This window comes from Acidovorax sp. T1 (genome assembly GCF_002176815.1).
Taxonomy (GTDB): domain Bacteria; phylum Pseudomonadota; class Gammaproteobacteria; order Burkholderiales; family Burkholderiaceae_C; genus Acidovorax.
In genome coordinates this window covers 1678506-1699205 of record NZ_CP021648.1, presented here as the reverse complement: position 1 = coordinate 1699205, position 20700 = coordinate 1678506, and the positions used below count along the sequence as shown (strand labels likewise).

Annotated in this window: 19 protein-coding genes and 2 pseudogenes; 10 read left to right on the top strand and 11 right to left on the bottom strand. The window is 63.1% G+C overall.

Translation table 11 applies throughout. The annotated features are described in order from the left end of the window. Positions 1-100 precede the first annotated feature (100 nt). A complete protein-coding gene (locus CCX87_RS08010) occupies positions 101-604 on the bottom strand; it encodes an acyl-CoA thioesterase (RefSeq protein WP_087745334.1) in 504 nt (167 codons plus the stop codon). Next, positions 601-1542, bottom strand: a complete 942-nt coding sequence (locus tag CCX87_RS08005; protein WP_087745332.1) for a histone deacetylase family protein — start codon at positions 1540-1542, stop codon at positions 601-603. Before CCX87_RS08005 ends, CCX87_RS08010 begins: the two co-directional genes overlap by 4 nt. A gap of 203 nt (positions 1543-1745) precedes the next feature. Here CCX87_RS08005 and CCX87_RS08000 point away from each other — a divergent pair, with 203 nt between their 5' ends. Continuing rightward, on the top strand, positions 1746-2294 hold the full coding sequence (locus CCX87_RS08000; protein ID WP_087745329.1) for a phasin family protein: 549 nt from the start codon (positions 1746-1748) through the stop codon (positions 2292-2294). Positions 2295-2555: 261 nt separating this feature from the next. On the opposite strand, the gene asd is transcribed toward CCX87_RS08000, so the two are convergent. Together asd and CCX87_RS07990 are read right to left on the bottom strand one after the other, a co-directional pair. Then, the gene (gene asd, locus CCX87_RS07995; protein WP_087745327.1) at positions 2556-3407 is read right to left on the bottom strand and encodes an archaetidylserine decarboxylase; all 852 of its coding nucleotides are present in this window, start codon (positions 3405-3407) and stop codon (positions 2556-2558) included. Positions 3408-3729: 322 nt separating this feature from the next. Next, positions 3730-4638, bottom strand: coding sequence for a LysR substrate-binding domain-containing protein (locus tag CCX87_RS07990; RefSeq protein ID WP_087745325.1), 909 nt, complete (start codon positions 4636-4638; stop codon positions 3730-3732). A gap of 180 nt (positions 4639-4818) precedes the next feature. On the opposite strand from CCX87_RS07990, the gene CCX87_RS07985 reads away from it, so the two are divergent. The 8 genes and pseudogenes from CCX87_RS07985 (at position 4819) to CCX87_RS07950 (ending at position 11905) form a co-directional block, all read left to right on the top strand. Beyond that, positions 4819-5862: an ABC transporter substrate-binding protein gene (locus tag CCX87_RS07985; protein ID WP_087745323.1), complete on the top strand. Its 1044-nt coding sequence runs from the start codon at positions 4819-4821 to the stop codon at positions 5860-5862. 27 nt (positions 5863-5889) lie between these two features. Next, positions 5890-6954, top strand: coding sequence for an ABC transporter ATP-binding protein (locus tag CCX87_RS07980; protein WP_087745321.1), 1065 nt, complete (start codon positions 5890-5892; stop codon positions 6952-6954). Beyond that, positions 6947-7858, top strand: a complete 912-nt coding sequence (locus tag CCX87_RS07975; protein WP_087745318.1) for an ABC transporter permease — start codon at positions 6947-6949, stop codon at positions 7856-7858. The genes CCX87_RS07980 and CCX87_RS07975 overlap by 8 nt, the downstream gene beginning before the upstream one ends. Before the next feature lie 14 nt (positions 7859-7872). Next, complete coding sequence (locus CCX87_RS07970) at positions 7873-8667, top strand: ABC transporter permease (RefSeq protein WP_087745315.1); 795 nt, start codon at positions 7873-7875, stop codon at positions 8665-8667. Between the two features lie 16 nt (positions 8668-8683). Beyond that, complete coding sequence (locus tag CCX87_RS07965) at positions 8684-9814, top strand: NAD(P)/FAD-dependent oxidoreductase (RefSeq protein ID WP_087745313.1); 1131 nt, start codon at positions 8684-8686, stop codon at positions 9812-9814. Then, positions 9804-10145, top strand: a complete 342-nt coding sequence (locus CCX87_RS07960; protein WP_087745310.1) for a (2Fe-2S)-binding protein — start codon at positions 9804-9806, stop codon at positions 10143-10145. The genes CCX87_RS07965 and CCX87_RS07960 overlap by 11 nt, the downstream gene beginning before the upstream one ends. Further along, a pseudogene (locus tag CCX87_RS07955) lies at positions 10135-11513 on the top strand (FAD-dependent oxidoreductase). Before CCX87_RS07960 ends, CCX87_RS07955 begins: the two are co-directional and overlap by 11 nt. A gap of 38 nt (positions 11514-11551) precedes the next feature. Beyond that, positions 11552-11905: a RidA family protein gene (locus CCX87_RS07950; protein ID WP_087745308.1), complete on the top strand. Its 354-nt coding sequence runs from the start codon at positions 11552-11554 to the stop codon at positions 11903-11905. A gap of 94 nt (positions 11906-11999) precedes the next feature. On the opposite strand, the gene CCX87_RS07945 is transcribed toward CCX87_RS07950, so the two are convergent. The 6 genes and pseudogenes from CCX87_RS07945 to CCX87_RS07920 form a co-directional block, all read right to left on the bottom strand. Further along, entirely contained in the window at positions 12000-12353 is a 354-nt protein-coding gene (locus CCX87_RS07945; RefSeq protein ID WP_087745306.1) for a RidA family protein, read from the bottom strand. A 25-nt stretch (positions 12354-12378) separates the two neighbouring features. After that, positions 12379-13479 carry an alanine racemase gene (gene alr, locus CCX87_RS07940; RefSeq protein WP_087745304.1) on the bottom strand — a complete coding sequence of 367 codons (1101 nt, stop codon included), beginning with the start codon at positions 13477-13479 and terminating at the stop codon, positions 12379-12381. Next, complete coding sequence (locus tag CCX87_RS07935; protein WP_257789738.1) at positions 13476-14567, bottom strand: D-amino acid dehydrogenase; 1092 nt, start codon at positions 14565-14567, stop codon at positions 13476-13478. The genes alr and CCX87_RS07935 overlap by 4 nt, the downstream gene beginning before the upstream one ends. Positions 14568-14606: 39 nt before the next feature. Next, complete coding sequence (istB, locus tag CCX87_RS07930; protein WP_056269326.1) at positions 14607-15371, bottom strand: IS21-like element helper ATPase IstB; 765 nt, start codon at positions 15369-15371, stop codon at positions 14607-14609. Continuing rightward, entirely contained in the window at positions 15368-16996 is a 1629-nt protein-coding gene (gene istA, locus CCX87_RS07925; RefSeq protein WP_087744503.1) for an IS21 family transposase, read from the bottom strand. Before istA ends, istB begins: the two co-directional genes overlap by 4 nt. A gap of 152 nt (positions 16997-17148) precedes the next feature. Next, positions 17149-17382 (bottom strand): annotated as a pseudogene (locus CCX87_RS07920) (FAD-dependent oxidoreductase); the annotation flags it as partial. A gap of 129 nt (positions 17383-17511) precedes the next feature. Between CCX87_RS07920 and CCX87_RS07915 the strand changes: the two are divergent. Next, positions 17512-17979 (top strand): winged helix-turn-helix transcriptional regulator, encoded by a 468-nt coding sequence (locus tag CCX87_RS07915; protein WP_087745299.1) that lies wholly within the window; start codon positions 17512-17514, stop codon positions 17977-17979. Between the two features lie 437 nt (positions 17980-18416). Here CCX87_RS07915 and CCX87_RS07910 read toward each other — a convergent pair whose 3' ends face one another. Next, positions 18417-20687: a hypothetical protein gene (locus tag CCX87_RS07910; protein ID WP_087745297.1), complete on the bottom strand. Its 2271-nt coding sequence runs from the start codon at positions 20685-20687 to the stop codon at positions 18417-18419. Between the last annotated feature and the right edge of the window lie 13 nt (positions 20688-20700).

Below are 20700 nucleotides of genomic sequence, written 5' to 3'. Positions count from 1 at the left end.
CCAAAGGCCCAGAACATTCCCGGTTGCAAAATATATGTCAAATATGGCTCTAGTGCTTACGCATAAAGCGCAAGTAGCTATATTTTATATAGCAAAATACTCACCCACCCACCACCAGCGCCTGCAGCACGGCACGCAAGGGCTCAGGCACCGGCACGGGCCGGCGCGTGGCGCGGTCCACGTACACATGGACGAAATGCCCGGCGGCGGCGCACAGCGGCTCGCCCTGGGCAAACAAACCCACCTCGTAACGCACGCTGGAGCCACCCAGCCGCGCCACGCGAATGCCCGCCTCCACGGTCTGCGGAAACGCCAGCGGGGCAAAATAATTGCACTGGGTTTCGATCACCAGGCCGATGGTTTCACCGGTGTGGATATCGAGCACGCCGTGCTCGATCAGGTGCGCGTTCACAGCCGTGTCGAACCAGCTGTAGTAAACGACGTTGTTCACATGGCCATAGACATCGTTGTCGGCCCAGCGGGTGCTGATGGGGCGGAAGGCCCGGTAGGCGCTGCGCGGCTGCGGCGCGGGGCGCGCTGCTGACTGGGTGGGTTGGGCGGGCTGGTCAGCCTGGGAAGTGGTGGCAGTGGCGGCAGTGGTCATGGCCGAGCATTCTGCCAGCGCGCATGGTATTGCTGCGCCACCCGCCAGGTCGTCAGCTGCGCCTGCAGTGTGTCGGCCATGTCACGGCCATAGCCCCCGGCCATGGTGAAGGCCAGCGGCACGCGGCGCTGCCAGGCCCAGTCGAACACCCGGCGGTCACGCGCCTCCAGGCCGTCGTGGCTCAGCGCGAGGCGGCCCAGCCGGTCGCCCACATGCGGGTCGGCGCCCGCCAAATACAGCACCAGCCCGGGCGCAAAGCGCTGGTCCAGCGTGTCCAGCGCCTGCTCCAACGCATGCAAATATTCGTCGTCCGCGCAGCCGTCGGGCAACTCCACATCCAGATCGCTGGCCTCCTTGCGGAACGGAAAGTTGCGAGCCCCGTGCAGTGACAGCGTGAACACACTGGCATCGCTGCGAAAGATATGTGCCGTGCCATTGCCCTGGTGCACATCCAGATCGATCACCGCCACCCGCAGCGGCTGCCCCGTGCCACCGTCGAGATCAGGCGCCCTTTCGGCCTGCATGAGACGCGCAGCCACGGCGATGTCGTTGAACACGCAAAACCCGCTGCCCTTGTCGGCATAGGCGTGGTGCGTGCCACCCGCCAGATTGCCCGCCAGCCCTTCCCGCAGGGCCACGCGGCATGCCGCGATGCTGGCCCCCACGGAGCGCCGCGCACGCTCGGCCATCGCCTCGCTCCACGGAAAGCCAATCTCCCGCTGCGCGGCTGCAGGCAGGGTGCCAGAAGCTATCGCCTGGATGTAGCCCGGCGTGTGCGCCAGGGCCAGTTCGCCGTCGAATGCCGTTGGGGCCACCTGCAGCAGCACCTGGGGCAACTGCTGCGCCAGAAGGTCACGCAAAAGCCGGTATTTCGCCATGGGAAAACGGTGCCCCTCAGGAAGGGGCAACACAAAATGGTCCGCGTAATAGCCATGCATGACCGGATTGTGGCAATCCCTACAGCCGCTGGGGAGTCGCCCCTAATATGCTGCATTGCAACAAAAACTGCTTGCAATTGAACTCCAACTCCCTAGAATTCAATCCATGCTGCACTGCAACATGACTTTACCGAGTCAAGGTCAGCGCAGATGTCCGTAAGCCACCTTGACCCATCCGGGTTCCATTTTTTAGGAGATATGACATGTCGCTGACCGCAGAACAAATCCTGGCATCCCACAAAGCCAACATCGAAACCCTGTTCGGCCTGACCACCAAGGCCTTCGAAGGCGTGGAAAAGCTGGTTGAACTGAACGTGACCGCTACGCGCGCTGCCCTGTCGGAAGCCGCCCAGCACACCCAGGCAGTCCTGGGCGTGAAGGACGCACAAGAACTGCTTGCCCTGCAAGCGGGCCTGTTCCAGCCCCTGGCTGAAAAGACCGCCGCCTACAGCCGTCACCTGTATGACATCGCCTCGGGCACGGGCGCCGAATTTGGCAAGGCTCTGGAAACCCAGACCACCGATGCACAAAAGGCATTCGCCAACCTGGTGGACAGCGCCGCCAAGAACGCACCCGCCGGTTCCGAAACCGCCGTTGCCGTGATGAAGAGCGCCGTAGCCGCTGCCAACAATGCGTTTGAATCCGTGCAAAAGGCTGTCAAGCAAGCCTCTGACGTGGCCGAAGCCAACTTCAACGCCGTCGCCAGCACCGCTGCCGACGCCGCCAAGTCGGCCGCTCCCCGCAAGCGCTAAGCCACGCACTGCGCTGGCATTGGAGCTGAAACCCTAGCCAGCAATCAGGGATTACCCTGATGATCAACCCATCATCCCGAATCAGGGACTACCGGTTGTCTCCTTGGATCCTCTCGAAACCCCCCGTTTCAGGGATCCCTTTAAAGCCCAATCTCAGGATTGGGCTTTTTTTTTGGCCATGCCCCCATTACGTATTGCGAAGCCTGCCCCAGGGCTTCCTGCAAGCAATGCGCAGGCGCCGATCCTTTCCCTGGAGGTGCGTCAGATGCTCACACGCCGGGCCATGGCTTCGCCCAGCTGGATGGGGCGTGCTGGCGCCCAATCGAGGTTGAACTGCAGTGGCCCTTGTGGGAACAGCATCACCACGGTAGAGCCCAGCAGAAAACGGCCCATTTCTTCGCCCTGCTGCAAGCTCACCGTGCCCGGTGCGTAGTCCCATTGCCGCAGCTGGCCCGTGCGGGGCGGATTCACCTGGCCGTGCCATACGGTGGCCATGCTGCCCACGATGGTGGCGCCCACCAGCACCAGCACAAAAGGCCCGTGGTCGGATTCGAAGACACACACCACGCGCTCATTGCGTGCAAACAGGCCCGGCACACCACGCGCCGTGGTGGGGTTCACGGAAAACAGGTCGCCCGGCACATGCACCATGCGCGTGAGCCGACCCGCGCACGGCATGTGGATGCGGTGGTAATCGCGTGGGCTCAGGTACAAGGTGGCGAAATGGCCGTGCTCAAAGCGTGCGGCCAACGTTGCATCGCCCCCAACCAGCGCAGTGGTGGAGTAGTGGTGGCCCTTGGCCTGAAAGATCTGGTCTTTGTCCAGAGGGCCGAACTGGCTGATGGCACCGTCCACCGGGCAAACCAGATCGGTTGCTGCCAGCGGGCGCGCGCCAGGCTTGAGCGCACGCGTGAAGAAGTCGTTGAAGGACGCGTAGCTGGTGATGTCGGGATTGGCCGCCTCTGCCATGTTCACGTTGTAGCGGGCCACGAAGCGGTGTATCGCCGCGGTAGTTAAACCACCCAGCTGCGCTGAGGCTAATTTTCCGGCCAGCGTGGTAAGGGCTCGTTTGGGCAAGAGGTATTGCGGCAGCACTGCCAGGCGATCGGACACGGGGGAAGCCCTCAGGGACGAAAGCGGCCGATTCTATCGGCCGCATGGTGCGAGGCATCGTGCCATGCATTTACGCATGCCTTGGCAGCGACGCAAACAGGTTCTGCGCATTCTGGCTGCAGCAAAATCCTTGTGCTGCAGAGTTCGGCAAAATCCTGGACCAGCCGGTGCTTTCCGCGCGATCTTTTTGAAAAGGGAGTGTCAGGATTGCTGTGTGGTAAGCGCAACCCGGCGCTGCTCAACCTCTGGCAGGCCATGCCGCAAGTGCAGCCCGGCTGAGCATTCTGGTCGTGTGCTGCGCTGCGGCATTACTCGCCGTGCATCAGGCAACAATGAACCGCGGATCAAGCTCCTGGTGCGCGAAATCGCGGACATGCTCGACAAACTCCGAGACGAGCATGGACGGACCTCGCCGTGCAGGTGTCAGCACGGTGAAGTCTGTCAGCATCGTCGGCTCAAACGGCAGGAAGACCACGCCGCGCTCGCCATACTCCATGGCGGAAACCGCGTCCACCACCGCCACCCCAAGACCTGCGGCGACCATCGCGATCAGCCCTGCAGAGACCTGCGTCTCGACCTGCAGCACGCGTTCGATGCCATAGGACGCGAACAAGGCGTCCAGCTTCAACCGCAAGTCGGGCTCAGGCGGATACGACAAAAAGGCTTCTCCTGCCAGATCGACCGGACGGATCACTTTGTGGCCCGCCAAACGGTGGTCCGACGGTAGCGCGCAGACGCTGCGTGTCGAGAGCAAGAGTTCGCCGTGCGCACCGATGTGCCCCATGCTCAGGATGACGAAGCCCACGTCGCAGCGCTCTCCCATGACCATGTCCATCACCGTGCGTGAGGAGTGGTTGGCCAGGGAGACGCGCACGTCCTTGTGTGCCTTCAAAAAACTGGCAATGGCGCGGGGCAGGAACGACAACGCCATCGCAGGCGCTGCGGCAATGCTCAACAAGCCACGTTGCAGCTGGCGAATGTCCTCCGCCGTGCGGGCGATCCGCTCCACCCCGATCAGCGAACGCTCCACTTCTTCGTAGAGAACCTGCGCTTCCGAGGTCGGTTGCAGTCGCCCCTTGATGCGCAAGAACAGCGGGAATCCGACGCTCTCCTCCAGGTCGGTAATCAGGCGCGTAACAGCCGGTTGCGATACATGCAGTGCGTCAGCCGCGCGCGTGACGGTCTGCCAGCGCATCACTTCGCGGAACGCTTCGAGTTGGCGGATTTTCATGAAATTAAGTATATGTTTGAATGTTATGGATGTTCCAAAAAAAATGATTATTCAAGAACGTCGACAAGCAATAATCTTCTTCCTACGAGATAAAAACTCGTAAAACCCAATTTGGTGCGCCATAACATGAGTGCATCATATTATGGAAAACACTACCTTTTTTGGTGCAAAGGACCCTTTATGAAACTCTCTTCCGTTCGTGCCACATGCATCGCGGCATTGACCTGCGCTGCCTCGATGACCGCATTCGCACAGCAGCCGACCACGCTTTACGTTGCTTCCTATGGAGGCTCCACGGAGACTGCTTTCCGGGAAAAACTCATTCCCCAGTTCGAAGCCAAGAACAACGTGAAGATTGTTTACGTTGCCGGCAACTCCACCGATACGCTCGCCAAGCTGCAGGCGCAAAAGGGCAAGCAGGAGCTCAACGTGGTGCTGATGGACGATGGTCCCATGTACCAGGCGGTGCAGTTCGGGTTTTGCGACAAATTGGGCAACATGCCCGTGCTGAAGGACCTCTACCCGGTCGCACGCATGACCGACAGTGCCGTCGGCATCGGTGTGATCGCCACCGGCCTGGCGTACAACGTCGAGGCCTTCAAGAAGGCCAACCTGCCCGCGCCGGATTCATGGGAGGCACTGACGGACAAGCGCTTCGCCCAGAAGGTCGCCATCCCCCCGATCAGCAACACCTACGGCCTGCACGTACTGCTAACCTTTGCGCGTCTTCGCGGCGGCGACTACAAGAACATCGATCCGGGCTTTACGGCCATGACGCGTGAAGTCGGCCCCAATGTGCTGGCGTGGGAACCGTCGCCGGGCAAGATGGCTGAGCTGTTCCAGAACAAGGACGTCCTCTTGGCCGCCTGGGGCAGCGGACGGGTTCAGGCGCTGAAAGACACCGGATTCCCCGTGCAATTCGTCATCCCCAAGGAAGGCGCACCCGCACTGTTGACCGCCGCTTGCCCCGTGGCCGGCAACAGCGCCCCGGCTTTGTCGCGGGCTTTCGTGCAATACCTGCTCACGCCTGAAGTGCAAACGGTGCTTGCGGATACCCAGGGTTGGGGTCCCGCCAACAGCGCCACGAAGCTGGCGCCGGCCGTGGCTGCCAAGGTGCCGTACGGCAAGGAGCAGGTCGACCGACTCTTGCCGACCGACTGGAAGACCGTCAACGAGAAGCGGGCGGAATGGACCAACCGCTGGAATCGCACGGTTGAGCGTTGAGTTTCGGAACCACGAGGAGACCCACGCATGTCCTATCTTCAAATCAAACAGCTCGGAAAAACCTTTGGCGACTTCACTGCGGTCGAAAGCATCAGCCTGAGCGTCGAGAAAGGGGAGTTCATCTCCTTGCTCGGGCCCTCAGGCTGCGGCAAGACCACCACCTTGCAAATGGTGGCCGGCTTTGTCGATCCCACACGCGGTCGCATCCTGCTGCATGGCAATGACATCACCCACACGCGCCCTGAAAAGCGCGGAATGGGCGTCGTGTTTCAGAGCTACGCGCTGTTTCCCCACATGACGGTGGCTGAGAACATCGGCTTTGGGCTGGAGATGCGTGGTGTTCAGCGTGCCGAAAGGCTGCGGCGGGTGGACGAGGCGCTCGATCTGGTTCGCCTGCCGGGCCTGGGCAAACGGTTCCCGAAAGAGCTTTCGGGTGGCCAGCGCCAACGGGTGGCCATTGCGCGTGCACTGGCCGTGCGGCCTGAGGTGCTGCTGCTGGACGAGCCCATGTCCAACCTGGATGCCAAGCTGCGCGAGAACATGCATGTGGAGCTGCGGTCCATTCAGCAGCACCTGGGCATCACGACGATCCTGGTCACACACGACCAGGTGGAAGCCATGACGATGAGCGACCGCATCGCACTGATGCACGGTGGGCGGATTGTCCAGCTGGCCACGCCGTATGAGGCGTACGAGCAGCCCAATTGCTCATTCGCATCGACGTTCCTTGGCAAAACGAATGTCTTCGGCGGCACGGTGGAGTCGAGCAACGACCGGTTCTGGGGCGTGCGCGTGGGACAGACGCTGATGGAGGTGCCGAGCGACGCGCGCCAGATCGGCAAGGACGTCAACGTGTACTTGCGACCCGAAAAAGTGACGCTGGCCGAGGCCGGGCAAGGTGTGCCCGCAACGGTGCGCACACGCCTGTTCCTGGGCAACCACTGGTTGCTTGAGCTCGATAGCGAAATCGGCCCCTTGAGTGTGAGCCACATCAATATCGGCGCGGCACCGCCGGCCGTCGGCGCAGCGGTGGGGGTGAGCTGGTTGCAAAGCGACCTGCGCATTCTGGATACGGAGGCAGCCCATGGCTGACGCAATGACAGTCCGTGCACCCCTGACGCCGCCAGGTTCTGGCCCGAAACGCGGCGCTGGTGCGCCCTGGCTCCTGAGTGCGCCTGCGCTGCTCCTGCTGCTGGGCCTGCTGGTCATCCCGCTGGCGCTCACCGCGGTCCTTTCCTTCAACGCGTTTGACGGAACGCGCGGCATCCTGCCGCAGATGACGCTCGCCAACTACGCCGAGGTACTGGGAGACGGTTACTACCACGAGATTTTCCTGCGCACCGCAGGGCTGGCATTGGCAGTGACGCTGCTGTCGGCGCTCTTCGGGGTGCCTGAAACCATCATCCTGTCCCGCATGAAAGCGCCATGGCGCGGCATCTTCCTCATCGTGATCCTCGGGCCGCTGCTGGTGTCGGTCGTGGTGCGCACGTTGGGCTGGGCCATCTTCATGGGGAACAACGGCCTGATCAACGAAGCGCTCACGGCACTGGGCGTGATTGATTCGCCGGTGCGCATGCTGTTCTCCATGACCGGTGTGGTGATCGCACTCACCCATGTGCTGATGCCATTCATGGTGATCTCCGTGTGGGCGTCACTGCAGAAGCTCGATCCGCAGGTGGAGAACGCGGGCCTTTCGTTCGGCGCATCGCCGTTCACGGTGTTCCGCCGGGTGATCCTGCCCCAGATCGTGCCCGGGATCCTGTCGGGTGGAATCATCGTCTTCGCGCTTGCGGCATCGGCCTTTGCAACGCCATCGATCATCGGCGGCCGGCGCCTGAAGGTCGTGGCCACCGCCGCCTATGACGAATTCCTGAGCACGTTGAACTGGCCGCTTGGCGCGGCGATCGCCGTGCTGCTGCTGATCGCCAACATCCTGGTCATCGTCGCGTTCAACCGTTGGCTTGAGCGGCGCTACCGCCAAGTCTTTGATCTTTAAGGCTGGGGAACCCCATGCGTAAAAACGGCTTTCTCTCCCTTCTTTATCACACGCTGTTCATTGCGTTCATCGTTGCGCCGCTGCTGGTCGTGGTGCTCGTCTCGTTCACCAGCAAGGGCTATATCTCCCTGCCCACGGATGGGCTGTCGCTGCGGTGGTTCCGTGCCATCGGTGGCGCCAACGAGATCGTCAATGCGTTCTGGCTGTCCCTGTGGCTCGGGCTCACCAGCGCGACGGTGGCCGTGCTGTTGTCTGTGCCTGCAGCGCTGGCGCTGGTGCGCTATCGCTTTACCGGCCGTGGCGCCCTGACGGCGTTCTTCATGTCGCCACTGATGATTCCGCACGTAGTGCTTGGTGTCGCCTTCTTGCGCTTCTTCGGAACGGTGGGCGTGACGGGCTCGTTCTTCTGGCTGTGCCTCACCCACGTCGTCGTGGTGATGCCTTACGCACTGCGCCTGGTGCTGGCATCGGCGACCGGCCTGGAGCAAGACGCGGAGCGCGCCGCACTGTCGTTGGGGGCCAGCCGCTTCACGGCGTTCCGCCGCATCGTGCTTCCCATGATCCTGCCGGGTGTCGTGGGGGGCTGGATGCTCGCCTTCATCCAGAGCTTCGATGAGCTGACGATGACCATCTTCGTCGCCACGCCGGGCACCACCACGCTGCCCGTCGCCATGTACAACCAGATCGCCCAGACCATCGACCCGCTCGTGGCGTCTGTGTCGACCGTACTCATTGTCGGCACGTTCGTTCTGATGCTCTTGCTCGACAGGATCGTGGGCCTGGACCGTGTGCTGATCGGCAAGGGTTGACTCCTGCGAGAACACCATGAAAACCAATGATCTGATTGTGGTGGGTGGCGGGCTCGTGGGTGCGTCCGTGGCCTATGGGGCCGCCCGCCTGGGGTCGCGCGTTCTGATCCTGGATGAAGGCGACACGGCATTCCGGGCTTCCCGGGGTAACTTTGGCCTGGTCTGGGTACAGGGCAAAGGGTTCGGCATGGCGCCCTACGCGCAGTGGACCTGCCAGTCCGCCGCGCAGTGGCCCAAGCTGGCCGAAGAGCTGCTCAGCGAGACGGGCGTCGATGTGAGCCTGCGCCAGCGCGGTGGATTCCATCTTTGCTTCTCCGACGAAGAGATGGAAGCACGGCGCCAGCGGATGCAGTCGATCCAGGACGATCTGGGCGGCAACTACCCGTTCGAGATGCTCCGGCACGCGGCGCTGAAAGAGCGTCTGCCGCTGATCGGCCCCGAGGTCGCCGGGGCGAGCTACACGCCGATGGATGGACACGTCAACCCGCTGAAGTTGTTGCGGGCCCTGCACACCGCCTGCATCAAGCGCGGCGTGGCGCTCAAGACGGGGCACCGGACGGAGCGCGTGCACAAACTGCCGGGTGGCGGTTTTGAGGTGCTGGCCGCAGGCGAGCGATTCCACGCTGCGCGCGTCGTGTTCGCCGCCGGGCTGGGCAACCGTGCGCTGGCGCCGCTGGTCGGCCTGCACGCGCCGGTCGTGCCCAACCGGGGCCAGGTGCTGGTGAGCGAGCGCACGGAAAAATTCCTCGATCAGCTGACCACATTCATACGCCAAACCGATGAGGGCACGGTCCAGCTGGGCGACTCCATGGAGGATGTCGGCCTCAATGACGGCACCACGGCTGACGTTCTGGCATCGATTGCGCGCCGGGGCGTGCGCTCCTTCCCGGCACTGGCGGGGTTGCGGCTGGTGCGTGCGTGGGGCGCACTGCGTGTTCTGTCCCCTGATGGTTTCCCCATCTACCAAGAATCCACCGACCAACCGGGCGCCTTCGTCGTGACCTGCCACAGCGGGGTCACGCTGGCGGCGAATCACGTCTTCAGCATCGCTCCCTGGCTCGTCGGCAATGAGGCCCCTGAAGGCGTTGACGCGTTCTCAGGAGACCGCTTCCTCGACCCCGAAAAGGAATTCACCCATGGCCACTAATTCGCACTTCCGCTCTCTTGCGAACCCCGATGAAGGCGCACCAGTGACCTTCAGCTTCGACGGTCGCACATGCACAGCCCCGTTGGGCACCACCGTGGCGGCAGCGCTGCTGGCCAGCGGTGTCTCGACGTTTCGCAGCACGCCCGTCAGCGGTGCGCCGCGTGCCCCCTATTGCATGATGGGCGCGTGCTTCGATTGCCTCGTCGACATCGACGGGCAGCCCAACCGCCAAAGCTGCATGGTGGTCGTGCAAGAAGGCATGAGCGTTCGCACGCAGAAGGGTGCCCGTTCCCTCGGCGTCACGCACCAGGAGGTGTCGCATGCCCACTGAACGCTTTGATGTCGCGGTGATCGGTGCCGGGCCCGCAGGCATGTCGGCGGCCACGACGGCCGCACGCCATGGAGCCCGCGTTGTCTTGCTCGACGAGCAGCCGGCGGTGGGCGGGCAGATATACCGCGCGGTGAGCCAGGTGTCCGATCGCCGCCGCAATCTGCTGGGGCCGGACTACGCGGCCGGGCTGGGGATTGCCGCCAGTTTCCAGGCCAGCAGCGCGTTGCATCTGAATGATGCCGCCGTCTGGCAGGTGACGCCGGGTGGGGAAGTCCACTACATCCGCCAAGGCAAGGCGGCGATGGTGTCGGCCGAGCACGTCATCCTGTGTACCGGCGCGATGGAGCGCCCCTTCCCCATCCCCGGCTGGACGCTGCCTGGCGCCATGACGGCAGGTGCTGCCCAGATCCTCTTGAAGACCGCGGGCGTCGTTCCGGCGGAGCCGGTCGTTCTCGCCGGATGCGGGCCGCTGCTGTACTTGCTCGGTTGGCAGTATGTGCGGGCTGGCGTGCCTATCCGTGCGCTGGTCGACACCACGGCATTTGAAGACTACCGCCGTGCGGCCGTCCACCTCGGGGGGGCGCTCAGGGGCTGGCGCTACCTGCGCAAGGGCCTGGCACTCATGCGCGAGCTCAAGCGTGCAGGCGTACCGTTCCATACCGGCGCTTGCGACCTGGCGGTGCAAGGCGTGGATGGCGTGGAGGCCTTGACCTTCAACGCTGGCGGCAAGGCCCACCGCATCGACACGTCAACCCTGTTGCTGCACCAGGGCGTCGTGCCGAACACGCAGTTCACCTGGTCCTTGCGCGCCCAGCACCATTGGGATGATGTGCAGCTGTGCTGGCAGCCGGATGTCGACGAATGGGGCGCACTGAGTGTTCCCGGGGTTTCCATTGCGGGCGACGGCGCGCGCATTGGCGGGGCAGTCGCCGCGGCATTGCAGGGCGAACTGGCGGCCCTGGGGGCGCTGCACACCATGGGCAAGCTGCCACTGGCGCAGCGGGATCGGCTTGCGGCGCCCCAGCGCGACGAGCTCCAGCGCAACTTGCAGATTCGCCCGTTTCTTGACGCGCTTTACCGGCCCAAGAAAAGCAACCGTGTTCCTGCGGACCATGTGATCGTTTGCCGGTGCGAGGAAGTCAGCGCGGGGGCCATCCGCAACTTTGTCGGGCTGGGTTGCCAGGGGCCGAACCAGGCCAAGGCGTTCGGTCGATGTGGCATGGGTCCATGCCAGGGACGGCAATGCGGTCTGACGGTCACCGAAGTCATGGCGGACGCGCGCGGGGTGTCGCCGCAAGAGGTGGGCTACTACCGCATTCGCCCCCCATCAAACCGATCTCTTTGGGCGAGCTCGCCGCCCTCGAATAAGAGTCCATTTTTTTAACCCTCAAGGAAGGATTTTCCCCATGTCAGAAATCAAACGCTACGACTCGAACGCGCGCCTCTCGCGCGTCGTGGTACACAACGGCGTGGCCTACATCGCGGGCGTGACGGCCAGCAACACCAGCGGCGATGCCAAGGCCCAGACCCTCGACATCCTCGCCAAGATCGACGGCTACCTTGCCAGCGTCAACATCGACAAGACGCGCATGCTGACGGTTCAAATCTGGCTCAAGGACATTGATCGCGACTTTGCCTTGATGAACGAAGCGTGGGCCGAATGGGCACCCAAGGACGCGCTGCCCACGCGCGCGACCGGTGAAAGCCGACTGGCGACTCCCGATCTGCTGGTCGAGATCATCGTCACGGCAGCGATCTGAGCAACCGCCACCCGCTCCAACCAAAGAGGCCGCATTCGCGGCCTCTTTTTTTAATCCCGCAACCTGCTCGGTTGCGTGACGAGCGCAGGGCAGCTCAAAGGACTGCTGCGGTGACGACCACCTCGATGCGCCAATCCGGGCGCGCAAGCAGGGCTTGTACCGTGGCGCGGGGCGGGGCATTGGACTGATCCACCCATGCATCCCAGACGGCGTTCATCCCATCGAAATCGGCCAGGTCCGCCAGGTAGATGGTGGCCATCAGAATCTGTGACTTGCTGCTGCCAGCCTCGATCAGCAGGCGATCGACCATGGCCAGCACTTCTTCGGTCTGGCCGGCGATGTCCTTGCTCGCGTCGTCGGCGACTTGTCCCGCCAGGTAGACGGTGCCGTTGTGCACGGCTGTCTCGGACAGGCGTTTTCCCACATGAAAGCGTTGTACGTTACTCATTTGATGGACTCCTATTGTGATGAAGTTAACTGTTTGCGGCGGCCGGTGAGGCAGCGCCTGCATAGACCCGCGGGACGCGCTTGACGTTGCACAGCAGCTCATAGGCGATGGTTCCGGCGCTGGCTGCCACCTGGTTCACATCCACGGTCGCGCCCCACAGCTCTACTTCGCTGCCGATGCCGGCCTCCGGCAGATCCGTGAGATCGACGGTCAGCATATCCATGGAAACGCGCCCGATCAGGCGTGCGATTTGACCATCTACAGCCACTGCAGTGCCGGTGGGTGCCGTGCGCGGGTAGCCATCAGCGTACCCGATGGCCACCAGGCCCACCCGGGTGCGGCGCTCCGCGACAAACCCGCCGCCATAACCCAGCGGTGCGCCCGGCTCCAGCCAGCGTTCGGCAAAGACCCGGCTCTGCAACGCCATGACGGGTTGCAGGCCGCTCTTTGGATGGTGCGCGGCCAGCGGATCGGCACCATACAGCATGATGCCGGACCGGCCGTAGTGCTGGCGGGCGCCTGACCAGCCCAGGATGCCGGCAGAATTCGCCAGGCTCCGAGGGGCGTCCAGGCCGCTGCAGGCCGCATTGAACGTCGCGATCTGCTGCGCGGTGATCGGCACGTCCAACTCGTCGGCCCGCGCGAAATGGCTCATGAGCACGATGCTCCCAACGGCACTGCACGCCTGCAGCCGCGCGTAGCTGCCGGCCATGGCGGCAGGCGCGAAGCCTGCGCGGCCCATGCCCGAATCCATCTTGAGCCACACGTTGAGTGCGCCCGCATCGTTCGACATCTGCTCGATCCATTGCAGCTGCGCTTCCTGGTGAACGACGATCCACAGCGCGTGCGATGCGGCCGCATGCAGTTCAGCCGCGTCGAACGCCCCTTCGAGCACAAGTATCGGTGCGGTGATGCCCGCCTCGCGAAGCTCCAGCGCTTCTGACAGGAATGCGACGGCAAACCCGTCCGCGATGTCCGCCAGTGCCGCAGCGCAGCGCACGGCGCCATGGCCGTAGGCGTTGGCTTTGAGGACCGCGAGGACTTTTTCGCCATGCAGCTCCCGGGCGGTGCGGTAGTTGTGGCGCAGGGCTTGAAGGTCGATGCGCGCCAGGCTGGGCCGGTTCATGCCGCCACGGCCGTGTGTGCCGGTGGGGCGCGACGGGCCGCCGCGGTGGTGTACCGGTCCAGGCCCAGCCCTTCGGTGTTGATTTCTGGGCGCTGACCCGTCACCAGATCGGCCACGATGCGCCCGGAGCCGCAGGCCATGGTCCAACCCAGCGTGCCGTGACCGGTATTCAGGAACAGGTTGGAATAGCGCGTGGCTCCCACAATCGGCGTGCCGTCGGGCGTCATGGGGCGCAGGCCCGTCCAGAACGTGGCGCGCGGTACATCGCCGCCCGGGAACAGGTCGTTGACGACCATCTCCAGCGTCGCACGACGCTGCGGATTCAGGCGCATGTCAAAGCCACCGAGTTCGGCCATGCCGCCGACGCGGATGCGGTCATCGAAACGGGTGATGGCGATTTTGTACGTCTCGTCCAGCACGGTCGATTGTGGGGCGCGATCTGCATCCAGCAAAGGAATGGTCAACGAATAGCCCTTGACGGGGTAGATGGGAAGCTGCAGATCCAAGGGGCGGAGCATGGCACGCGAGAAGCTGCCCAGCGCCATCACGTAGGCGTCCGCCGTGAACAGTTCGCCGTTGGCGCGAATGCCCTGGATGCGGTCGGCTTGCGCTTCGACCCCTTCGATATCCGTTCCGTAAATGAACCGCACCCCCAGGTCTTGGGCCATGCGGGCGAGTTCTGTCGTGAACAGCTGGCAATCGCCCGTCTCGTCGCCGGGAAGCCGGAGGCCGCCGGTGAGGCGGTCCTTGGCATAGGCCAGCGCAGGTTCGGCCAGCGCGAGTGCATCGCGGTCGAGAAGCTGGTATGCGACCCCGCACTCTTTCAGCACCTCGATGTCGCGCTGCACTGCATCCATCTGCGCCTGGCTGCGAAAGAGTTGCAGTGTGCCGCCGGTGCGCTGCTCGTATTGAATGCCGGTGTCGGCACGCAGCGTGCGCAGGCAGTCGCGGCTGTATTCGGCGATGCGCATCATGCGTTCCTTGTTCACCGCGTAGCGCGCCTGCGTGCAGTTGCGCAGCATCTGGGCGATCCACTGCAGTTGCCAAAGGCTGCCATCGGCCCCGATGGCCAGGTCAAATTCCCCCACCCTTGGCCACCCCAAATTCCCCCAGGCAGGACGGTCGGATTATGACGACTCGGGTGTGATGGCGATGCGTGCAGCGGCCTCCTTGAGGCGGTAGCTCTTGCCCTCGAACTCCAGCATCGCGCAGCGGTGCATGAGGCGATCCAGGATGGTGCTGGCCATGGTGGCGTCGCCGAGGTATTTGCCCCAGTCCTGCACCACGCGGTTGGACGTGATGAGAACAGCGCGGCGCAGCTTGTAGCGCTGGTGCACGATGGCCTGTAGGACTTCAGCGGCATGCTCGCTGATGCGTCTGGCCAGGAACAGGTCATCGAGGACGAGCAGGTCCGGCGCGACCCAGTCCTTGAGCAGCTCGGTGCGCTCTGCCGTAGTGGCCAGCGCGTAACGGGCGAACTCGGTGTCGGCTTCCAGGTAACGCACGTCATAGCCCTGCAGCGTGGCCTGGTAGGCCACGGCCTTGGCCACATGGCTCTTGCCGGTGCCCGGCTTGCCGATGATCAGCGCGTTGGCCCCCTCGCCGATGAACTTCAGGGTGTGCAACTCGAAGCAGGCGCTGCGCGGCAGCTTCGGGTTGAAACGCCAGTCGAAGTCAGCCAGCGAGGGGCGCTCATCCAGACCCGAGCGCTTGAAGCGGCGCTCGGTCAGGCGAGAGCGCCGGCGGTCCAGCTCGTCTTGCAGCATGGCGGCGAAGGTCTCCAGGAAAGGCTGCTGGGCGGCCTGGGCCTGCATCACGCGGGTGGACAGGGTCTCGGCGATGCCGGACAGGCGCAGCTCGCGCAGCGCGCGTTCGATCTCGATCATGTTCATGGCTGAACTCCCGGTGCGTTGGTGGTGTTGTTGGTGGTGGTGGTGGTGGTGGTGGTGGTGTTTGCCGTGGCGGCGGCGAGCGCGAAGAGATCGCTGTACTCCTCAGCGTCTCGGATGAGCTCATGCTGCTGCGTCAGCGCGTGGGCACCGGCGGCGGGTGCTTCGCCGCAGGTAGCCTCGATGGCCGCCATCGCCTGGGCAAAGAGGGCTTCGGTCAGCGCCAGCACGCGCTTGTAGCTGTAGACCCCTTGCTCCAGGGCCTGGGCGCAGGCGGCATTGATGCAGTGCGCCGGGTAACGGCGCATGAGTCCCACAATGCCCCAGAGCTTGCGCTGCCCGACACGACCCTCGATGGCAAAGAGCAGCTCACACAGCCGGCTGGCGTGCTCACCAATCTCGCCGGCCTGACGCAGGATCAGGCGGGTCTCGCGAGACGGATTGAACACCCGCTCCTCCATGGGCAGAATCACCGTGCCGGGACGCTCGGCCTTGGCGTGGGTGCGCAGCAAGGCACGGGTGTGCATGTCACGAATCTCGATGCGCTGGGCGTAGATGCGCACCAACACCTTGGAGCCGATGTTCGCCGGGCGAGCGGCGTAGCTGCTGTGATCCACCCGCACACAGCTGTCGTCGCAGACGGTGCGCACCGCCTCGTCGAAATACTGCATTCCCAGCACTGGCAGGGGTTTGAGGTGGCTGCGCTCTTCCTCGAACATGGCCTGCACCTGGCGTCGCTCGGTGCCGTGGATGCGCTTGGATGCCCAGCTCTTCTCCCAGTGCGCCAGGAACTCGTTCTGGGCCTCGATGGACTCAAAGCGCCGGCCCTTCAAGGCCGTGGCCTGGGTATGGCCGATGGCATGCTCCACCGTGCCCTTGCGGTTGGGGTCTCGCACCCGCGCCGGGTCGGCCACCACGCCGTAGTGCGCCAGGGCGGCGGCGTACACCGGGTTGAGATCGGGCTCGTACAGGTCGGGCTTGAGGACGCCTTCCTTCAGATTGTCCAGCACCACGTACTGGGGGCAGCCCCCGAAGTACCGCAGGGCCCGCTCGTGCAGCTCGGCCCAGATCTGCTGGCTGGACTTCCAGACCACGCACCGGAAACTGGCACGGGAATACCGCAAGGTGGCCACGAACAGGCGGGGCTTGCGGTACCGGTCGCTGCCGGGCACGCGGGTGGGCGCGCCCTCGCCGTAGTCCACCTGCATCTCCTCGCCGGGCAGGAAGGACAGGCGATCGAACTGCTCGGGCTCCTTGTGCCGCAACTTTGCACAGAAGCGTTTGACCGAGTTGTACTGGCCATCAAAGCCGTGCTGGTCGACCAGGTCCTGGTAGATGGCCGTGGCGTTTCGCTTCAGCCGCAGCTGGGCTTCGATGAACTCGCGCCAGGGTTCGCACAGGGAGGTGGCCACCGGCCCAGGAGCCGGTGGCCAGGGTGGGGGAATTTGACCTGCCGAGCCGGTGGCCACCCCGGGGGAATTTGACTGCAGTTGCTCCAGCCAGCGCTGGTGGTAGCTCCTGACCGTCTTGCGGTCGATGCCCGTGATGCGGGCGATCTCGCGTTGCGATGTGTTGCGCTCCAGCAGTGTCTCTATGGTGGCGCGTTGGTTGGACTTCAAGACATTCACTCCTTGGCCTTCCCTCGGGGAAGACTGGATCAATGTCCTGCCAACAGGTGCCGACGACGCCGGCGTTAAACCCCTATCCCCGATCAGTTCAGGTGGGGGAGTTTGAGGTGGCCATAGACGGGGGAATTTGGGTGGCCATCAGGGCCATCGGCGCGCACCGCCAGTGGCGCATGCTTTTGGAACATCCACTTAATGGCTTTCAGCGGAATGCCAGGCGCGGCCCAGGGCGTCGAGTAGCCTGGAGATACCTGGCCAGCATTGGCAAAGCTGGTTTCCAGCGCGGGGCCGGGCTGGCGGTCGATGACGGTGACCTGCGCGCCGGACTTGGCGAGGTAGTACGCGGTTGCGGTTCCGACAACGCCGCTGCCTGCAACAATGACTTTCATGGAATACTCGATGGGTGACGGTGAAGTCATCAAGTCTAGAAAAGCATGTGCAGTTGATTTCACTGTTTTTATTTTGATTGCCAAGGCAATCCACTGTTTTTTAAGTGCACCACGGGGTTCGACAGAAAAATGTTCCAAGCCGACAGAATTGACCTGGCCATCCTGGATGCCCTGCAGCGCCAGGGACGCATTTCTATGACAGAACTGGCAGAGAAGGTGGGCCTGTCGGCATCGCCCTGTACCGAGCGGGTGCGAAGGATGGAGCGCGAGGGCGTCATCGAGGGCTACCACGCACGCCTGTCATCGGAGGCGCTGGGCCGGACGCTGCTTGTGTTCGTGGAAATCAAACTGTCCGCGAAGTCCGGGGACGTTTTCGACAAGGTGAAGAAGGAACTGTCGCAGATGCCTGAAGTGATGGAAGCCCACCTGGTTTCCGGCGACTACGACTATCTGGTCAAGTTCAGGCTGCGCGGCATGGGCGAATACCGGCACTTGCTAGGAAACATTCTGAAGAAGCTACCCGTTACAGCAGAGTCGCGCAGCGTGGTGGTAATGGAAGAAGTCAAGGAAACGCTCAGCCTTCCGTTGGACCGGTAGCTGTTACGGGCCTCACGCAGCGACAGGCCGATGCCGTATTCGAACGTTCCCGGATCACGTATCTGCCTGCACGCTGGCATATTCTCGATTTTTTGAATCCACCCCTTCTGGAGCGATCCGAGAAGATCGCTATTTCACTCCCACTCGATCATCAACGAGCCATCTAAGCTGTTGATTTCAAAGTGGTTCCAAGTAGCGTGGTCGACTTTTACCGTCATTTTTACCGTCAAAGTGTCAGGCACCAGCATTGGCGCGGGTTTCCGGGCGATTCGACGAAAAGTGACCTTTCGACATCTATCGGGGTCTATCGACTCCAAAGACGCTTCTCCACATTATCGATGTGCGCCCAAACCGGTCCAGGCAACGTCGGAATCGGCATCACCATCAAGTGCCCTAAGTCATTGTCTCACTTCACTTTTTCACTCGTTCTTTTACCGTCACGATGCCGACGGACTGGGCCGATGCTGCGTTCGAACGGGTAGGCTCCAAACTGCCTCCGTCTCGATCACCTCAATGAAGCGCTCTGCGCTGAACCCGTCAGGATACAAAGTCCAGGCAGAGCGGCTCGTATCGGCTTCAATGGACTGGTCCGCTCGGTAGTTCCCGGCGAGCAGACCTTCGGGGTCGTTCAGGAGGTGACGATCATCCCGAAGTGCGATCAACAGCTCCTCGACTGAGATCTTCAGAAAGCCAGCGAAGCGCTGGTGGTCGCATTCGATCGATGTGTCGGCGATCCAACCGCGATGGCGAGTTGGGACCCGATCATTGTTCAGGTCGAGCAAGGCGCAAAGCTCGGGATCCGAGGCGATTGACCGCAACACCGCTTCGACCTTGCGGCGAACCTGAAGGCCTGCCTTCCGAAGCGTGCTGGTGGAGTGCAGCCATGCCTCCCGCTGAGATCGTCGCAAGAACGTCGACTTCACCTCGATGACGAACAGATGTTGGCCGAGGCTGGCGATCAGGTCCACCTCGCCGGGATCGTCCACGTCGCGCGGTGGCTTCCAGTTGAGCAGCGTCTTGAATCCACGCGTCTCGAAAAGCTGTGCCAGGCCAGCCTCAATCCTTCGCGCCTCGTCCCGAGCTTGCCCGCGTCGGGCACCGAGTCGCCTTAGATTGTTGATCGCAGCTGAGCTGTTGTTCTGCAGTCCGACGATCCATGGCAACTGAACCAGCGTCGCTCCGAACTTGAGAACCGGTCGCTCAAACGGATGGGGCTGCAGACCAGGTTCATTGCGCTGGAGGCGTTCTGCCATCGCGACCATGTCGTAGGTCCAGAAGTCCAGGATCGCGGATGCCATTCGGGCGTTGCCTCTGGGCTCAGCTGACGTGACGGTCCACCCAGTGATGTTGGACACCTTCGAGTCCCGATCCGACCAGGTGAGCGGCAGCCGGTTCTGCAGCCCTTCGCGTAGGCCGTCCATGGTCAGACGCTGCAGCGCTGCGATCCAGTCCCCCGATCCATCAAGGCGATCCGCAAATGCTGCCAGGAAGTCCCGCTGGAAGAAGGCCGACATCAAATCCAGCGACAACAGCGCCCGGAAGAGATCGACGGTGTCTCCGGACTCCGAAGTCACCTCGTCGGCGACACCATATGCCTCGCGCAAGCGAAGCTGCGCTTGCAGCGCTCGCAACCAGGCCAAACGATTGGCGTCCGCATTCTCCGGGCGACCGATCTCCCACCTGCCCGGATCGGACGCAACGTATTCGACGAACGCTTCGATCGCACGATGGAACCAGTAGCCATGCAGGCGTTCAAGCTTCCGCCCGTCGTTGTGCCACACAACCCGCGCTGCCGGATCCACCTCCGCGATCTCGAGCCGATCGCCCCGCCGCTCGAACCGAATGCCGTCGTCGTAGCAGAACGCTTCGGCCGACCTGGAGATGAACTCGTTCAACTCGATCTGCGCGTCCATCAGCGCGTGAAAGGTGCGCAGATTCCTGTCGGCCTGGCTGGAGCTCGCCATACCAGATTCGAACAAGATCGGGCGAAGATGCAGTGCGACCGACCTCCCAATGCTGTCGTCAGTCAGCTTCAGAGCCACGATGTCGGCGCCTGCGAGTTTCCACGCGAGCAGATCGCCGAGAGCATCCCAGGCGAGATGGAGATCAGCGCCTGCGGGGGGTATGGGTGACTTTGCCTTGAAGTCCCTTGGAACCAGAACTTCGAACGCGTAGAGGCTCGCGTAGATCAAGAGATCGAAGACCGATAGCTCCGCCAGCCTCGCCTTCTGCGTCTCCAGGGCCGCGACCCGATCTCGATGCGCCAGCGCAAACAGGTCGAGCACGCGGCACAGCTCGGCCACGGCCTCGCTTTCGGACGCGGCTTGGTCCAGTTCAGCTCGTCGCAGAGAGTGTGATTTCAGGACGAGCGCGGAGTACCTGACCGCGCGAATCAACGCGTCAGGCGCTTCGCGCGCCACGCGAGTCACCAATCCTTCAGCAGCGACAGGCTCTTGGCCGAGGTATCGCGCCAAGGCGAGCATCATGGCCTCCGAGTTCCACGAGTCTGGCGGGCACTCTTTCACCACACTGCTGGACCAGAAGTGGTTGTCGCGATCCTTCTTCGTGAGCTTTTTCTTGCCGACCGGCAACGGCTTCCCGTCCAGGTAGGCGTCCGCGACTCGCTCGACCGCGACCGCAGGCGGGGCACCGTGACCGATTGAGCGGCTAAACAGGTGGTCGAAGTAGTTCGAAGAGCGTGTGAGCATAGGAGGATGCCTG

What these genes read in the sequence shown, in the direction of transcription:
- CCX87_RS08010 (WP_087745334.1), bottom strand. Translation starts at nt 604, where the DNA reads ATGACCACTGCCGCCACTGCCACCACTTCCCAGGCTGACCAGCCCGCC.
- CCX87_RS08005 (WP_087745332.1), bottom strand. Translation starts at nt 1,542, where the DNA reads ATGCATGGCTATTACGCGGACCATTTTGTGTTGCCCCTTCCTGAGGGG.
- CCX87_RS08000 (WP_087745329.1), top strand. Translation starts at nt 1,746, where the DNA reads ATGTCGCTGACCGCAGAACAAATCCTGGCATCCCACAAAGCCAACATC.
- CCX87_RS07990 (WP_087745325.1), bottom strand. Translation starts at nt 4,638, where the DNA reads ATGAAAATCCGCCAACTCGAAGCGTTCCGCGAAGTGATGCGCTGGCAG.
- CCX87_RS07985 (WP_087745323.1), top strand. Translation starts at nt 4,819, where the DNA reads ATGAAACTCTCTTCCGTTCGTGCCACATGCATCGCGGCATTGACCTGC.
- CCX87_RS07980 (WP_087745321.1), top strand. Translation starts at nt 5,890, where the DNA reads ATGTCCTATCTTCAAATCAAACAGCTCGGAAAAACCTTTGGCGACTTC.
- CCX87_RS07975 (WP_087745318.1), top strand. Translation starts at nt 6,947, where the DNA reads ATGGCTGACGCAATGACAGTCCGTGCACCCCTGACGCCGCCAGGTTCT.
- CCX87_RS07970 (WP_087745315.1), top strand. Translation starts at nt 7,873, where the DNA reads ATGCGTAAAAACGGCTTTCTCTCCCTTCTTTATCACACGCTGTTCATT.
- CCX87_RS07965 (WP_087745313.1), top strand. Translation starts at nt 8,684, where the DNA reads ATGAAAACCAATGATCTGATTGTGGTGGGTGGCGGGCTCGTGGGTGCG.
- CCX87_RS07960 (WP_087745310.1), top strand. Translation starts at nt 9,804, where the DNA reads ATGGCCACTAATTCGCACTTCCGCTCTCTTGCGAACCCCGATGAAGGC.
- CCX87_RS07950 (WP_087745308.1), top strand. Translation starts at nt 11,552, where the DNA reads ATGTCAGAAATCAAACGCTACGACTCGAACGCGCGCCTCTCGCGCGTC.
- CCX87_RS07945 (WP_087745306.1), bottom strand. Translation starts at nt 12,353, where the DNA reads ATGAGTAACGTACAACGCTTTCATGTGGGAAAACGCCTGTCCGAGACA.
- alr (WP_087745304.1), bottom strand. Translation starts at nt 13,479, where the DNA reads ATGAACCGGCCCAGCCTGGCGCGCATCGACCTTCAAGCCCTGCGCCAC.
- istB (WP_056269326.1), bottom strand. Translation starts at nt 15,371, where the DNA reads ATGAACATGATCGAGATCGAACGCGCGCTGCGCGAGCTGCGCCTGTCC.
- CCX87_RS07915 (WP_087745299.1), top strand. Translation starts at nt 17,512, where the DNA reads ATGTTCCAAGCCGACAGAATTGACCTGGCCATCCTGGATGCCCTGCAG.
- CCX87_RS07910 (WP_087745297.1), bottom strand. Translation starts at nt 20,687, where the DNA reads ATGCTCACACGCTCTTCGAACTACTTCGACCACCTGTTTAGCCGCTCA.